This window comes from Embleya sp. NPDC005575 (assembly GCF_040605455.1).
Lineage (GTDB): Bacteria > Actinomycetota > Actinomycetes > Streptomycetales > Streptomycetaceae > Embleya.
Window position 1 is genome coordinate 43,288 of record NZ_JBEXCV010000014.1, and the last position, 16,705, is coordinate 59,992.

8 protein-coding genes and 1 pseudogene are annotated in these 16,705 nt (G+C 69.1%); 7 read left to right on the forward strand and 2 right to left on the reverse strand.

The features are described from left to right. Window positions 1-122 precede the first annotated feature (122 nt). Window positions 123-2,402 (forward strand): MMPL family transporter, encoded by a 2,280-nt coding sequence (locus ABZS54_RS07370; protein WP_355532022.1) that lies wholly within the window; start codon window positions 123-125, stop codon window positions 2,400-2,402. A 124-nt stretch (window positions 2,403-2,526) separates the two neighbouring features. On the opposite strand, the gene ABZS54_RS07375 is transcribed toward ABZS54_RS07370, so the two are convergent. Together ABZS54_RS07375 and glgP are read right to left on the reverse strand one after the other, a co-directional pair. Beyond that, on the reverse strand, window positions 2,527-3,726 hold the full coding sequence (locus ABZS54_RS07375; RefSeq protein WP_355532024.1) for an Ig-like domain-containing protein: 1,200 nt from the start codon (window positions 3,724-3,726) through the stop codon (window positions 2,527-2,529). A 391-nt stretch (window positions 3,727-4,117) separates the two neighbouring features. Beyond that, window positions 4,118-6,730 carry an alpha-glucan family phosphorylase gene (gene glgP / locus ABZS54_RS07380; RefSeq protein ID WP_355532026.1) on the reverse strand — a complete coding sequence of 871 codons (2,613 nt, stop codon included), beginning with the start codon at window positions 6,728-6,730 and terminating at the stop codon, window positions 4,118-4,120. A 656-nt stretch (window positions 6,731-7,386) separates the two neighbouring features. Here glgP and ABZS54_RS07385 point away from each other — a divergent pair. From ABZS54_RS07385 to ABZS54_RS07410, 6 genes and pseudogenes are all read left to right on the forward strand, one after another. Then, entirely contained in the window at window positions 7,387-9,414 is a 2,028-nt protein-coding gene (locus ABZS54_RS07385) for an alpha-1,4-glucan--maltose-1-phosphate maltosyltransferase (RefSeq protein ID WP_355532085.1), read from the forward strand. Beyond that, the gene (gene treS / locus ABZS54_RS07390) at window positions 9,411-11,105 is read left to right on the forward strand and encodes a maltose alpha-D-glucosyltransferase (protein WP_355532028.1); all 1,695 of its coding nucleotides are present in this window, start codon (window positions 9,411-9,413) and stop codon (window positions 11,103-11,105) included. The genes ABZS54_RS07385 and treS overlap by 4 nt, the downstream gene beginning before the upstream one ends. Beyond that, entirely contained in the window at window positions 11,102-12,553 is a 1,452-nt protein-coding gene (locus ABZS54_RS07395) for a maltokinase (RefSeq protein WP_355532030.1), read from the forward strand. The genes treS and ABZS54_RS07395 overlap by 4 nt, the downstream gene beginning before the upstream one ends. Window positions 12,554-12,601: 48 nt before the next feature. After that, window positions 12,602-14,881 (forward strand): 1,4-alpha-glucan branching protein GlgB, encoded by a 2,280-nt coding sequence (gene glgB / locus ABZS54_RS07400; protein ID WP_355532032.1) that lies wholly within the window; start codon window positions 12,602-12,604, stop codon window positions 14,879-14,881. Window positions 14,882-15,060: 179 nt separating this feature from the next. Continuing rightward, a complete protein-coding gene (locus ABZS54_RS07405; RefSeq protein ID WP_355532034.1) occupies window positions 15,061-15,387 on the forward strand; it encodes a WXG100 family type VII secretion target in 327 nt (108 codons plus the stop codon). Further along, window positions 15,387-16,705, forward strand: a pseudogene (locus tag ABZS54_RS07410) (hypothetical protein); the annotation flags it as partial. The gene ABZS54_RS07405 and the pseudogene ABZS54_RS07410, both read left to right, overlap by 1 nt.

The window sequence follows — 16,705 nt, forward strand, 5'->3', positions numbered from 1 at the left end:
GGCCACGCGTGATGACCTTGAGTCAATCCGGAGTTCCCGTATCGAGCTCCCGCGTTTCGACCCGACGGCGGAGAAGGAAAATGATCCGTAGAACAACAGCGTTCGCCACTCGTCATCGATGGATGACCATCATCGTCTGGGCGGTTTTCGGTCTCGCGCTGTCCGCCGTCGGAACCCCGTTGATGAACAGCGTCACCGATTCCTCCACCGGCGACTTCCTGCCGAAGAAATACGACTCGGCGGCGGCTCTGCAGATCGCCGAGAAGAAGTTCGACGAAAAGCCCGATCCCAATATGGTGACCGTCCTGGTGGCCCGTGCGGACGGCGCCAAGATCGGCCCGGCGGACCAGAGGAAGATCGCCGACACCTCGGCTGCGCTGGCCAAGAAGCCGATCAAGGCGGAGCCGGAGCAATTCGCCAAGGACTTCTCGCAGACGCCGCGCTACACCGTCGGGGTGGTCGCCCCGGACGGGACGTTCCAGCTGGTCTCGCTGTCACTGAGCGGGAATATGAACGACGTCGGCCTCCAGGACGTCTACCGGGACGCCCGTGATCTGGCGAAGACCGATTACGAGGCCGCCGGATTCCGGGTCGGATTCACCGGCGGTCTCGCGAACACGGTCGACAACCTGGACGAGGAGAAGGACACCGAGGCTCTCGTCGCCATGTTGACGATGGGTCTCATCGTCCTGCTGAACGTATTGGTCTTCCGCAGTGTCCTGGCCGCTCTGCTGCCGCTGCTCGCGGTGGTGATGATCAGCGGTGTGGCCACCGGCGCGGTGGCCGGCAGCGCGAAGCTCCTGGACATCAAGCTGGACCCGTCCGTGCCGTCGCTGATCACCGTCGTACTGCTCGGCATCGGCATCGACTACTTCCTGTTCCTGATGTTCCGCTTCCGTGAGGAGTTGCGCGCCAACCCGGATATGGACAAGCGCGAGGCCGCCGCGATCACCGCCGGTCGGGTGGGCAACGCGATCACTTGCGCTGCGTTGACCATCGTGGCGGCGTTCGCCACCCTGGGCATCGCCAGCTTCGGTCAGTTCAAGGTGCTCGGCCCGGCCATCGCGGTCTCGGTGCTGGTGGCCCTGCTCGGCAGCCTGACCCTGATGCCCGCACTGCTCGCGGTCACCGGTCGGGGGATGTTCTGGCCGGCCCGTGCGTGGAAGAAGGAGCGTCCGGCGGGCTTCGCCGCCCGTCTGGGTGAGAAGGTCAGCGCCCGTCCGGTGCGCTACCTGGTCGGCAGCCTGGTCCTGCTCGGCGCGCTCGGCGCGGGTGCGGTCGGCGTCAAGATGAGCTACGACCAGGAGGGTCAGCCCACCACCAACGCGACCCGGACCGCCGACGAGATCTCCCGCTCGCTCCCGGCGGGCGTGTCCGACCCGCACACCGTCTACGTGCAGACCAAGGCCGGCGGCAAGCTCGACGAGCGCTCGCTCACCGGGCTGACCGGCGCGCTGGGCAAGGTCGAGGGCGTCGGCCAGGTCGCCAAGCCGGTCCTCAACCCGGACGGTTCGGCCGCTCGGATCGATGTGTTCCTGGCCGCAAAGGCCGACTCCTCGGCGGCGCGTGACCTGATCACCGGCCCGGTCCGGGGCACCATCGCGAAGAACACCCCGAACGGCGCCGAGGCGCACATCACCGGAACGGCGGCCATCTTCGCCGACGTGTCGAGCGCGGTGGACAAGGACCTCAAGCTGGTCTTCCCGGTCGCCGCGATCCTGATCGCGCTGATCCTGTTCCTGCTGCTGCGCTCGCTGCTGGCGCCGCTCGTGCTGATGCTCGCGGTCGGGTTGGGCTTCGTGGCCACACTCGGCGCCGGCACGCTGGTCTTCCAGCACATGCTCGACCGGCCCGGTATCTCCTTCACCCTGCCGCTGGTGCTCTTCCTGTTCGTGGTCGCGCTGGGCACCGACTACAACATCCTGATGAGCGACCGGCTCCGCGAGGAGATGGACAAGCCCATCCCGGCCCGCAAGGCCGTGGCCAAGGCGGTCGAGCACACCGCACCCGCGATCGCCACGGCCGGTCTCGTCCTGGCCGGCTCCTTCGCCAGCCTGGCGGCCAGCCCGGCGACCGCCGAGATCGGCTTCGCCACCGCGGTCGGCATCCTGCTCTCCTCGATGCTGCTCTCCATCGTGCTGGTGCCCGCGATCGCCGCGATCCTGGGTCGGGGCCTGTGGTGGCCGCGCCGAGGCGGCAAGGCCAAAGGGCACGGCGGTGGGACGGGCGCGCCCGAGGCATACGGCCACCCGGATGCGGACCGCACGCTCGTGACCGAGCCGCAGATGGCCGGCGGCTACGGGCCCGCGCCGTACCAGGGACAGGAGCCCTACCAGGCGCAGCAGCCCTACCCGGGGCAGCCGTACCAGCAGCACTACCGCCCGGACCAGCCGCACGGCTGACCGAGAGGGACACGAACCCCACGAACACCCCGAAGGGGGCGGCGCCGGTGACCCGGCACCGCCCCCTTCGGGCGTACGCGCTCCGCGGATTCGGCGCGGTCCGACGAGCGAACGATCGGGCCGATCAGCTCGCCGCCGTCCAGCCGGCCCAGTCCATCGACCAGCCGCTCCAGCCGTTGTCCGGGGCGATCACCTTGTCGGGCGAGTGGATCACCTCGACCACGTCGCCGATCAGCGACTCCTTGTAGAACCACGCGGCGGCCATGCTCGGGTCGCCGCCGCCCTTGACGTCCTGCAGGCTCACGCAGCCGTGGCTGGTGTTCTCCTTGCCGAACGGCGGCGGGTCGCGCCAGTAGTTGCCGTGCACGTAGGTGCCGGTGACGTTCAGCCGCATGCCGTGCGGGACGTCCGGGATGTCGTACACGCCCTTGGCCAGGCCCACCGACTGGGAGTTCATGTGCACCGTGGGCTCTTTGGACATGATGGTCATCTTGCCGTTGTACGTGGCGTTCTCCGGGTCTCCCAGGCTGGCCGGCAGCTTCTTGAGCACCGCGCCGTCGCGGGTGACGGTCAGCGTGTGCGCGGTGTTGTCGGCGACGCTGGTCTGCGCGCGGCCGACGGTGAAGGTGACGTCCTTCTTCTGCATTCCGTAGACACCCGGGGAGGTCTGCTTACCGTCCAGGTCCAGGTGCAGGGTCACCTTCGTGCCGGGCGCCCAGTACTTCTCCGGGCGAAAGTCCAGCCGCTGGTTGCCGAACCAGTGACCCTTGACGTCGACCGCGGGCTCCGAGGTGACGGTGACCGACCGGTTCACCACCGCCCTGTCCTGGACCGGCTTGGTGAACTCCAGCGACACGATCATGCCGACGCCGTACGTTTCGTTCGCGGCGATTTCGAACACGCCGTAATTGGTGTTCGCCGGGGTCAGCGTGGTGAACGAGGATTGCAGCGCCGAGACCAGCCCGGCGGCGTCGGTCGCGGTCGCCGACACCGCGTACTTGGTACCGGTCTGCAACGCCGCCGACGGCACCCAACTGGCCCCGTCCGGTGCGATGGTGCCCTCGACCGGCCTGCCGCCCTCGGAACCGGTCACGGTGACCTGGGTCAGCTTCCCGGCGCTCGCGCTCACCTTCAGCGCGCCGTCGGTGGCCACCGCGGTCGCGCCGTCCTTCGGGACGATGGTCACCACCGCCTGGGAGGTCTTCGGCGCGCCGTCGCCGCCGGGTGCCTTGGTCTGGGAGACCGGCTCGACCTTGTCGTCCTTCTTGGTCTTCTTGTCGTCGCCCCCGCCACACGCTCCCGCACCCAGGAGCGCGACACACACCGCGAGCGCCGGCAGGGCCCTGCGTATCCGTCGTCGCGAGCGAGGTCTCCGTGCGTCCGAACCGGATGTCGCCCCTGCTGCCGTCGTCGGCATGGATCTCCCTAAGTCGCTGCGCTACCAAGGGGGACGACGACATTTCCCACCCTCACCGTCTCGCCTCGGCGGTATGAGGTGCATCACCCTCCCCGGCGCGGAACCGTATCCGGGAGTCGGCCGTCCGCGAGGCGGATGACGAGGCCGCAACGCACATGCGAGGGCCGCTCGTTCGGCCGGCACACCGCGGGCAAGGCACGCGGATCGACGCGGCACCTGCGCCGGCCGCCCGGTGAGACGCCTCGGGCCCCACCGCCACGAAGGACGGTGGGGCCCGCAGGCGATCCGGTCACCACTTTCAGCGCAGCGGCATGCCCTCCGCGAAGCCCTCGCTCTCCGGAGGTGCCGCGATCAGGCCGAGTTCGGCCGGGCCGGCGAGCAGCGGGTGGGTCGGCATCACCCGGACGGTGTAACCGAACGGGCCGGTCCGGTCCAGGGCCAAGGAGCCCTCGTAGAGCCGGCGGTCGTGCTCGTCCCGGCGGCCCGCCTTGAGCGGGCCCACCGTGCCGTCGACGATCCGGTCCGCGTTGTCGACCCGGCCGTGCACGACCTGGACCTCGACGTCGGCGGGCGCGAGTGCGCCCAGGGAGACGAGGACCCGCAGGTTCAGCGTGTTGCCGACCTCGGGGGCGTCCCCTATCCCACCCGACTCCACGTGATCGACCCGCACGCCGGCCCAGGACCGCCGCACGTGTGCCTTCCACTCGGCCAACTCCCGCGCGGCCCGGCCGGTGATCGCCCGGCCGGACAGCGCCGCCGGCGCGTACAGCACGTCGACGTAGTCCTTGACCATCCGGTCCGCGAGCACCTTCGGGCCGAGTGTGGCCAGCGTGTGCCGGACCATTTCCAGCCATCGGGTCGGCAGGCCCTCGGGCCCCCGGTCGTAGAACCGGGCCGCGACCGAGTTCTCGATCAGGTCGTACAGCGCCCCCGCCTCGAGGTCGTCGCGGCGGTCGACGTCGGTGATCCCGTCGGCCGTCGGAATCGCCCACCCGTTCGAGCCGTCGTACCACTCGTCCCACCACCCGTCCAGGATGGACAGGTTCAGGCACCCGTTCAGCGCGGCCTTCATCCCGGAGGTGCCGCACGCCTCCAGCGGCCGCAGCGGATTGTTCAGCCACACGTCGCACCCGGGGTACAGGTGCTGGGCCATCGCGATGTCGTAGTCCGGCAGGAACACGATCCGGTGCCGCACGTCCTCGCGGTCGGCGAACCGCACCAGTTCCTGGATCAGCCGCTTGCCGCCCTCATCGGCCGGGTGCGCCTTGCCCGCGATCACGATCTGCACCGGCCGCTCGGGGTGCAGCAGCATCTTGCGCAGCCTGGCCGGATCCCGCAGCATCAGGGTGAGCCGCTTGTAGGACGGCACCCGACGGGCGAACCCGATGGTCAGCACGTCCGGATCGAGCACGTTCTCGATCCAGCCCAATTCCGCGTCACCCGCGCCACGTTGCTTCCAGGACGCGCGCAGCCGCAAACGGGCCTCGGTGACCAGCTTGGCGCGCAGCGTCCGGCGCAGCTCCCACACCGAGCCCGCCGACAACCGGTCGATCGCCGCCCAGGCCGAGGGATCCTCGGCGAGTTCGACGCCGGCTTCGCGGCCGGCCAGGTCGAGCACGTCGGCATCCACCCACGTGGGCGCGTGTACGCCGTTCGTGATCGAGGTAATCGGTACCTCGGTGATGTCGAAGCCCGGCCACAGGCCGTCGAACATGCCCCGGCTGACCCGTCCGTGCAACTCGCTCACGCCATTGGCCCGTTGGGCGAGCCGCAGGCCCATCACGGCCATGTTGAACACGCCCGGATCGCCGTCCGGGTAGGTCTCCGCGCCCAGTGCGAGGACCCGATCCACCGGAACCCCCGGACAAGCGAGGTCGCCGCCGAAATGCCGCTGGATCTGGTCGCGTCCGAACCGGTCGATACCGGCCGGAACGGGCGTGTGCGTGGTGAACACCGTGCCCGCCCGGGCGGCTTCCAGCGCCGCGTCGAAGTCCAGTCCGTCGGCCTGGGTGAACTCGCGGATGCGCTCGATGCCCAGGAAGCCGGCGTGGCCCTCGTTGGTGTGGAAGACCTCCGGCGCGGGATGACCGGTGATCTCGCAAAAGGCCCGCAAAGCCCGCACACCACCGATGCCCAGCAGCATCTCCTGATGCAAACGGTGTTCGCTGGTGCCGCCGTACAGCCGGTCGGTCACCTCGCGTTCGGCGGGCTCGTTCTCCTCGATGTCCGAGTCCAGCAGCAGCAGTGGCACCCGGCCGACCTGGGCCTTCCAGATCCGCGCGTGCAACTCACCCGTCGGGAGTGCGATGACCACCCGTGCGGGTGCACCGTCGGCACTCCGAAGGAGGGTCAGTGGCAACTCGTTGGGGTCCAGGAGCGGGTAGCGCTCCTGCTGCCAACCGTCCCGGGACAACGACTGTCGGAAGTACCCGTGGCGGTACATCAGGCCGACTCCGACGATCGGCACACCCAGGTCGCTGGCGGCCTTGAGGTGGTCGCCGGCGAGGATGCCCAACCCGCCGCTGTACTGCGGAAGTGCCGCGGTGATGCCGTACTCCGGCGAGAAGTACGCGATCGCCGCCGGCGGCGAATCCGGAGCCGTGCCCGGCTCCGAGAGGGTTTGATACCAACGAGGTCCGGTCAGGTATTCGTGCAGGTCTTCGGCCGCCACCCGCAATCGGGCGAGGAAGCGGCGGTCGTCGGCAAGGGCGCCGAGTTTGTCGTTCGGCACGGTGCCGAGCAGGCGGACGGGGTCCCGGCCGACCGAGGCCCAGGTGTCCGGATCGATCGACTCGAACAGGTCGCGGGTCTCCGCGTGCCAGGACCAGCGGAGGTTCATCGCCAGTTCACCCAGTGGCTCCAGCGGAGCGGGCAGAACCGTACGCACGGTGAATCTGCGGATTGCTCTCACGCTGCGACCCTAGCCGGAAGGCGGCAGAACTTGCGACAGTGGATGCAGTGCGCTTGCAAAGTCGGCAAGATCTTGCGGATGGGTCTGGGGGCGTTTTTACACCATATGGACCGTACCCCGAGCGACTTGATGATCGTTGAACAGCCGGGTCCTTCCGTCCCGGCGTACCGCGGACACACCAGACATCCGCCGTCCGCGGTCGCGGGACGGGCCCCGCCCGGTCCCCGCCTGGTGGTCGCGTCACGAACAATGGCCGCCGCGCAGCGGTGAGTGGTGGACCCGAGCGATCCCACCGGTCGCCGCCGGGTCGGTTTTCCGCCACTCCCGGGTCCGGCAATCGGGGTATCGAGTGGGTTTCCGTACGGGTGCATCGCGCGCGACGCGCACGGGATGCCCGTCCGTGGGTACAGGAGTTCGGCATGACCAGTTCGGCTGAGAAGGACCCCGGGGGCGCCCGCGCACCCCGGGCGGGGCAGGTCGCGGCCGGCAAGGCCGCGGCACGGAAGACGACCGCCAAAAAGCCGCGAGCCGCCGGGCCCGCGACCGAGTCGGCCGGCCCACCGGCGGCCGGCCCGGCCACGACCGAGGCGGGCGCGGTGCGGCCGGGGCCGGCGAACCGCGCCGTCGCCGAACCGGCCGCTGCCACCAAGTCGCCGATGCGGGCCGGGAAATCGGCCAAACCGGTGACGCCGCGCATCGGGCGCATCCCGATCCTCGACGTCGAACCGGCTGTCGACGGCGGCACCCGGCCGGCCCGGGCGGTCCCGGGCGAGACGTTCCACGTGGGCGCCACGGTCTTTCGCGAGGGCCACGACGCGGTGGCCGCGAGCATCGTGTTGCGCGATCCGCGCGGCCGGACGGGCGCGCTCACCCCGATGCTTCCGGGCGCGCCCGGGACCGACCGGGTGCACGCGAGCATCACGCCGACCAGCGAGGGCCTGTGGTCCTACGCGGTCGAGGCGTGGGGCGACCCGATCGCCACGTGGCGACATGCGGCCGGCATCAAGATCCCGGCCGGCCTGGAGGTCGACCTGATGCTGGAGGAGGGCGCGCAGTTGCTGGAGCGGGCCGCCGACGGCGTGCCCAAGAAGGACGGCCTGCGGGCGGTCGTGCTGGCCGCGGTGGACGCGGTCCGGGACGAGACGCGCAGCCCCGCCGAACGGCTGGCCGCGGCGCGCTCCGCCACGCTGGACGAGGTGCTGGCCGCGCATCCGCTGCGCGAGTTGCTCACCACGTCGGCCCGCTATCCGCTGCGGGTCGAGCGCCAACGCGCGCTGTACGGCTCCTGGTACGAGTTCTTCCCGCGCTCCGAGGGCGCGGTCGTGGACCCCACCGGCAACCGCCCACCGCGCAGCGGCACTTTCCGTACCGCGATGCGGCGCCTGCCGCAGATCGCCGCGATGGGCTTCGACGTGGTCTACCTGCCCCCGATTCACCCGATCGGCCAGGCATTTCGCAAGGGGCCCAACAACACGCTCGAGGCCGGTGAGCACGATCCCGGCTCGCCGTGGGCGATCGGCTCGCCCGAGGGCGGTCACGACACGATCCACCCCGACCTGGGCACGATCGAGGACTTCGACGCGTTCGTGGCCCGGGCGGGCGAACTGCGGATGGAGGTGGCGCTGGACTTCGCGCTCCAGGTGTCCCCCGACCACCCGTGGGTTGCGAAGCACCCCGAGTGGTTCCGGCACCGCGCCGACGGCACCATCGCCTACGCGGAGAACCCGCCGAAGAAGTACCAGGACATCTACCCGATCGACTTCGACGCCGACTTCGAGGGCCTGGTCGCCGAGACGCTGCGGGTGTTGCGGTACTGGATGGCGCACGGTGTGCGGATCTTCCGGGTGGACAACCCGCACACCAAGCCGGTGATGTTCTGGGAGCAGGTGATCGCCGCGATCAACGCGACCGACCCGGACGTGATCTTCCTGGCCGAGGCGTTCACCCGACCGGCGATGATGCGCACGCTGGCCAAGGTCGGCTTCCAGCAGTCCTACACGTACTTCACCTGGCGCAACGGCAAGGACGAACTTCAGGAGTACCTCACCGAGTTGACCACGGGCGAGGCGTCCGCGTACATGCGGCCGAACTTCTTCGTGAACACGCCCGACATCCTGCACGCCTACCTGCAGTACGGCGGGCGGGCCGCGTTCAGGATCCGGGCCCTGCTCGCCGCCACGCTGTCCCCGTCATGGGGCGTCTACTCGGGCTTCGAGTTGTACGAGCATCTGGCGGTCAAGGCCGGCAGCGAGGAGTATCAGGACTCGGAGAAGTACCAGTTGCGCCCGCGCGACTGGGCCGGTGCCGAACGCGAGGGCCGCTCGCTGGCGCCGTACATCACCACGCTGAACCGGATGCGCCGACGTCACCCGAGCCTGCAACGTCTGCGAAACCTGACCTTCCATCACGTGGACGACGATGCGGTCATGGCCTTCTCCAAGCGCACCCGTGTGGGTGACGTAGACGACCTGGTCCTGGTCGTGGTGAACCTGGATCCGCACAACACACGCGAGGCGACCGTCGCCCTGGACCTGCCCGCCCTCGGGTTGGACTGGCAGGACACCTTCGCGGTGCAGGACGAGTTCACCGGAGCCGGTTATCGCTGGGGTCGGCACAACTACGTGCGGCTGGATCCCGCGCACGAACCCGCGCATCTCTTCTCGGTCCGGAGGAACAGCCCGTGATCGTCAACGAACCCGTCCGCGACACCTTCGACGACACCCCGTCGCGGGATCGCGATCCCCTGTGGTTCAAGCGAGCCGTCTTCTACGAAGTCCTCGTGCGGTCCTTCCAGGACAGCAACGGGGACGGGGTGGGCGACCTGAAGGGCCTGACCCAGAAGCTGGACTATCTCCAGTGGCTCGGCGTCGACTGCCTGTGGTTGCCGCCGTTCTTCGCCTCGCCGCTGCGCGACGGTGGTTACGACGTGGCCGACTACACCGCCGTGCTGCCCGAGTTCGGCGACCTCGCCGACTTCGTCGAGTTCGTCGACTCGGCGCACAAGCGTGGCATGCGGGTGGTGATCGACTTCGTGATGAACCATACGAGCGATCAGCACATGTGGTTCCAGGAGTCGCGGAACAACCCCGACGGACCGTACGGCGACTACTACATGTGGGCCGACGACGACAAGGCGTACGGCGACGCCCGGATCATCTTCGTCGACACGGAGTCCTCCAACTGGACCTACGACCCGGTGCGCAAGCAGTACTTCTTCCACCGCTTCTTCAGCCACCAGCCGGATCTCAACTACGAGAACCCGCGCGTGCAGGAGGAGATGCTCGCCGGGCTGCGGTTCTGGCTGGACCTGGGCATCGACGGGTTCCGGCTGGACGCGGTGCCTTACCTGTTCGCGCAGGAGGGCACCAACTGCGAGAACCTGCCCGCGACCCACGAGTTCCTCAAGCGGGTGCGCAAGGAGATTGACGACAAGTACCCGGACACCGTGCTCCTGGCCGAGGCCAACCAGTGGCCCGAGGACGTGGTGGACTACTTCGGCGACGGCGACGAATGCCACATGGCGTTCCACTTCCCGGTGATGCCGCGCATCTTCATGGCGGTGCGCCGCGAGTCGCGCTACCCGGTCTCGGAGATCCTGGCCGGCACGCCGTCCATCCCGGACAACTGCCAGTGGGGCATCTTCCTCCGCAACCACGACGAGCTCACCCTCGAAATGGTCACGGACGAGGAACGCGACTACATGTACAAGGAGTACGCGAAGGACCCGCGGATGCGGGCCAACGTGGGCATTCGCCGTCGGCTCGCGCCGTTGCTGGACAACGACCGCAACCAGATCGAGCTGTTCACGGCGCTGCTGCTGTCGCTGCCGGGCTCGCCCGTCCTGTACTACGGCGACGAGATCGGCATGGGGGACAACATCTGGCTCGGCGACCGCGACGGTGTGCGCACGCCGATGCAGTGGACCCCGGATCGCAACGCGGGCTTCTCCACGTGCGACCCGGGTCGGCTGTACCTGCCGAACATCATGGACCCGGTCTACGGCTACCAGGTCACCAACGTCGAGGCGCAGATGTCCAACGCCTCCTCGCTGTTGCACTGGACCCGCCGGATGATCGAGGTCCGCAAGCAGAACCCGGCCTTCGGGCTCGGTGTGTACAACGAGCTGACCTCGTCCAATCCCAGCGTGCTGGCGTTCCTTCGCGAATACGAGGACGACATCGTGCTGTGTGTTCACAACTTCTCGCGCTTCGCCCAGCCCACCGAGCTGGATCTGCGGCAGTTCGAGACGTACGAACCGGTCGAGCTGCTCGGGGGGGTGACGTTCCCGGCGATCGGTGAGCTGCCGTATCTGCTCACCCTCGCGGGGCACGGTTTCTATTGGTTCCGCCTCACCCGTGGAGAAATGACGCTGTGACGGATTCCACCCGACCCCACGATCCGACTGCCTCCGCGGTGATCGCTCTGCTGCGCGACTGGCTGCCGCAGCAGAGATGGTTCGCCGGCAAGGGCCGGCCTCTTCGTGGGGCCGGCGTGGTCCACAGTCTCGAAGTGGTCTCCGGCGACCCCGCGCTGCACCACGTGCTGCTGCGGGTCGAGCACGGCGGCACACCCGAGCACTATCAACTCCTGCTGGGGGTCCGCGAGACCCTGCCGGGCCGGCTCACGCACGCGCTGATCGGCCGGCTGCCCAACGGCAACAGCATCTACGACGCGGTGCACGACGCGGAACTGACCCGGTGGCTGCCGGAACGCTTCGTCGCGGCGGACACCGCGGGCCCGCTGGCCTTCCACCGCCCCGGCGCGCAGACCCCCGACCCCGAGCACGTCGGCCTGGTGATCGGCGCCGAGCAGTCGAACACGTCGATCATCTTCGGCGACGACGTGATCCTCAAGCTGTTCCGGCGGGTGGTACCCGGGGTCAATCCGGACCTGGAGGTCTCGCTCGCGCTGGCCGGCGCGGGTTCGCGGCGGATCCCGGCGCCGATCGCGTGGTTCGACATGCCCTTCCCGGACGGGCACGCCGAGCCGACCACGCTCGGCCTGCTCCAGGAATACCTGCGCACCGGCACCGACGGCTGGGAACTCGCCAAGACCTCGGTCCGCGACCTGTACGCCGGCCAGGAGGTGCGCGGCGCCGGTCCGCACGCGCACGAGACCGGTGGCGACTTCGCCGGCGAGTCCTTCCGACTCGGCGCGGCCACCGCCGAGGTGCACGCCGACCTGGCCCGCTCGCTGCCCACGGCGGTGGCGGGCGAGGTGGAGCTGGCCGCGATCGCCCGGGACATGGAGCGCCGATTGCACGCGGCGGCCGAGGCGGTGCCGGAGCTGGCGCCGTTCACCGACCGGCTGTGCGAGGCGTACCGGGACCTGGAGACGCTGGGCCGGGACGGGCATCCGGTCCCGTTGCAGCGCATCCACGGCGACTTCCACCTCGGCCAGGTGATGCGCACCGCCACCCGGTGGGTGCTGCTCGACTTCGAGGGCGAACCGGCCCGGCCGCTGAGCGAACGGCGCTCCCTGCACTCGCCGCTGCGCGATATCGCGGCGATGCTGCGCTCGTTCGACTACGCGGCCCGGCATCTGCTGGCCGGTGGTGGTGGGTTCTGGGGTCGCGGGGCGCCCGCGCCGCATCTGGTGCGCCGTGCGGAGGAATGGGCGACCCGCAACCGGGAAGCCTTCTGTGCGGGATACGCCGACGCGGGCTCCTTCGACCCACACTCCGAGCCCGTGCTGCTGCGGGCCTTCGAGACCGACAAGGCCGTGTACGAGGTCATGTACGAGTCGGGCAACCGACCCTCGTGGCTACCGGTTCCGATGTCGGCGATCCGGCGCCTGGCCGAACGTGCGCCGCAGCCGCACTGACGATCCGTGGATTCCCGTTCAGCACCAACGTCCCAGGAGGTCCCAGCCGTGACGGCCCGTCAGGACATCAGCGCGTCACCCGAGGGCGGCGGGGTCACCGGCCGCCCCACCCAGCGTCGGGACAAGCGCCCCCGATCCCGCCCGACCGCCGGCCCGGTCGTGCCGCCTCTGGCCGCCGACGAGTTGCGCCGCCTGGTGGAGGGCGGTCATCACGATCCGCACGCGTTGCTCGGCCCGCACCCGAACGTGCCCGGCGTCGACGGCGTGGTGGTGCGGGTGCTGCGGCCGTGGGCCGGCGAGGTGATCGTGGTCACCGGCGAGCGCCGGGTCGAACTGACCCACGAGGCGGAGGGCCTGTTCACCGGCGTGCTGCCGGGTGCGCAGGTGCCCGACTATCGGCTGGAGGTTCGCTACGAGGACACCGAACTGCACACGGACGACCCGTACCGGTTCCTGCCCACCCTGGGCGAGTTGGACATACACCTGATCGCCGAGGGCCGGCACGAGCGGCTATGGGATGTGCTCGGCGCGCATGTGCGCTCGTACGAGACCCCCAACGGGCCGGTCGCCGGCACCTCGTTCGCGGTCTGGGCGCCGAACGCGCAGGGCGTGCGGGTGGTGGGCGACTTCAACTACTGGGACGGCATCGGGCACCCGATGCGCTCCCTCGGCTCGTCCGGGGTGTGGGAGCTGTTCGTCCCCGACGTCGGCGACGGCACCAAGTACAAGTACGAGATCCTCGGCCGGGACGGGGTGTCCCGGCAAAAGGCCGACCCGCTGGCCTTCGCGACCGAGCTGCCGCCCTCCACCGCGTCGGTCGTACACACCTCGACCTACTCGTGGTCGGACAAGGAGTGGTTGTCCAAGCGCGCCGAGGTCACCCACCACACCTCGGCGATGAGCGTGTACGAGGTCCATCTCGGCTCGTGGCGACCGGGCCTGAGCTACCTCCAACTCGCCGAGCAGTTGCCCGCCTACGTCGCCGAGATGGGCTTCACGCACGTCGAACTACTGCCGGTGGCCGAACATCCGTACGGGCCGTCCTGGGGCTACCAGGTGTCCTCGTACTACGCGCCCACGTCGCGGTTCGGCAGCCCCGACGAGTTCCGCCACCTCGTCGACGCGCTGCACCGCGCGGGCATCGGTGTCCTGGTGGACTGGGTACCGGCGCACTTCCCCAAGGACGCGTGGGCGCTGGCCCGGTTCGACGGGACGCCGCTGTACGAGCACCCGGATCCGCGTCGGGGCGAACATCCCGATTGGGGCACGCTGGTCTTCGACTACGGCCGCCACGAGGTGCGCAACTTCCTGGTCGCCAACGCGGTCTATTGGTGCGAGGAGTTCCACATCGACGGGCTGCGGGTGGACGCGGTCGCCTCGATGCTCTATCTGGACTACTCGCGCGAACACGGCCAGTGGGCGCCGAACCAACACGGCGGCCGGGAAAACCTGGACGCGGTGGCCTTTTTGCAGGAGATGAACGCGACGCTGTACCGGCGGGTGCCCGGCGTGCTGACCATCGCCGAGGAGTCCACCGCGTGGGACGGGGTGACCCGCTCCACCGACGGCGGCGGGCTCGGCTTCGGCTTCAAGTGGAACATGGGGTGGATGCACGACTCGCTGGAGTACATCCAGAAGGAGCCGATCCACCGGCAACATCACCACAACGAGATCACCTTCTCGCTGATGTACGCCTGGAGCGAGAACTACATCCTGCCGATCAGCCACGACGAGGTGGTGCACGGCAAACGCTCGCTGGTGGACAAGATGCCGGGCGATCGGTGGCAGCAGATGGCGAACGTGCGCGCCTACCTCGGCTTCATGTGGGCCCATCCGGGCAAGCAGTTGTTGTTCATGGGCTCGGAATTCGGCCACGGCGCCGAATGGTCCGAGGCCCGCGGCCTGGACTGGTGGTTGCTGGACCACGAGGAGCACCGGGGCATCCAGCGGCTGGTCCGCGACCTCAACGCGACGTATCGGGGCAAGCCGGCGCTGTGGACGCAGGACACCCGCCCCGAGGGCTTCTCCTGGATCGACGGTGGCGACGCGGCGTCCAATGTGTTGTCGTTCATCCGACACGGCGCGGCCGGCGATCAATTGCTCTGTGTGTGCAACTTCTCCCCGGTGGTCCGCGAGGGCTTTCGGGTGGGTCTGCCGCACGCGGGCCGCTGGCGTGAGGTGCTCAACACCGACGCGGACGGCTACGGCGGAGCCGACGTGGGCAACCAGGGCGAGATCCTGGCCGAGGACGTGGAGTGGCAGGGCCGACCGGCCTCCGCGTTGATGACGCTGCCCCCGCTGGCCACCGTCTGGTTTGTCCCCGAATAGCAGGTGACACACCTTCCGGGGGCCGACGTTCGATACGGAACGTCGGCCCCCGGAAACGTGACACTCCGACGAATCGTGAATTAGTGTCTTGCCTTCATGCCCCCGGGAGACGTCCTGTCCGGAAACTGCCGGGGGCCGTGCGACAGCCAGAGAGACACGGAACACGGGGGTGTTCTCACATGACGGCGGACGCGGGTACGGGATACAAGGCCCTTCCCTCGGACTTCAAGACGGCGGGCAAGGCCTTCACCGACGCGGGAAGGCGCGTCGGTGAGATACGAGCGACGCTCAAGACGTCCATCGAGGGCCTCGGCGAGTGCTGGGGCGACGACGATCTGGGCAACGGGTTCGCGAAGCAGTACAAGCCCGCCCGGGACAAGGTGCTCGAAGCGCTCGAAGCGCTCGCCAAGGGTCTCGGGGAGATCGGCAAGGTTCTGGACACGTCCGCCGCCAACTATCAGAAGACCGAGGACCACAACCGCGAGACCTTCGGCGGCAAGGCCTGATGGCGGTCGAAGCGGGGGAGATCGTCGAGAAGGTCCTCGAACTCCTGGTCGGTGTCGACTGGCCGGAGGGCGACGAGGACAAGTGCGAGGCGCTGGGCAATGCGTGGGAGCACGCCGCCGGTGAACTCGCCAAGGTCGCGGGGGACCTTGCCGCGGCGGTCACCAATCTCAACGCCGCCAACGAGGGCAAAGGCATGGAAGCCTTCCTTCGGATGTGGGACAAGCTGAGCAAGGGCGACAAGGCGTTCTTCCCGGCCCTGGAAGCGGCCTCCAAGGCGCTCGGCGGCGCGGCGGACGACACGAGTGACACCATCTACGCCACCAAGATCGAGTTCGTCACGATGGCGACCATCCAGGGCGCGGCCATCCTGGCCCAGATCGCGGCGGCCCCGATCACCCTCGGCATCACCGCCGGAACCGCCGCGGCCTCGACCGCCGCGCTGCGCTTCTCGTTCATGCAGGTGCTGCGCCGGATGCTGGGCCGGATCGAGGCGTCGATGGTGCGCCGGCTGCTCAAGAACGTCGCCCTCGAAGCACTCTCCGAGGTGCGCGACGACATCATCTCCCAGTTCATTCACATGACCTGGGGTTCGCAGGACGGTTACTCGATCAAGCAGACCGCGCTGGCCGCGGGCGGCGGCGCGGCCGGTGGTCTGGCCGCGATCGGCGTGAACGGCCTCGGCAAGAAGGTCTTCGGCGAGGGCGCCGAGCTGGGCATCAAGGGTGTCACCACCTCGCTCGCCTCCAACGTGAGCGCCGAGGTCGCCGGCACGCTGGCCACCGGCGGTCCGGTGAACTGGGAGACGTTCGCCAGTGGTGGCCTGGGCGGCGCGACCGACCACGGCGCGTCCAAGCTCGGCGACCGGGTGACCAACGCGTTCAACACCCCCGGCATCGACACGCCGAACCTCGGCGGGCCGAACCTGGGCACCAACGGGCCGGTGAGCGGCGGCAACAGAATCGATTCGACGCTCAATCCGAACGGTGGGAACTCCGGCAACGGCGGAGGATCGAACGGCTCGGATGGGTCCAACAGCTCGGGTGGATCGAACGCCTCGGGTGGGTCCAACAGTTCGGCTGGATCGAACGGGAACGGTTCCGGAAACGGCGGATCGACCGGGAACGGGAATCAGAACGGCGGCTCGTCGCACAACACGTCAGCGAATTCGGGGAACTCCGGAAATTCGGGGGACTCCGGGAACTCCGGCAATTCCGGAGGCAACTCCGGAGGCAACTCCGGAGGCAACTCCGGAGGCAACTCCGGAGGCAACTCCGGAGGCAACTCCGGAGGCAACTCCGGAGGCAACTCCGGAGGCAA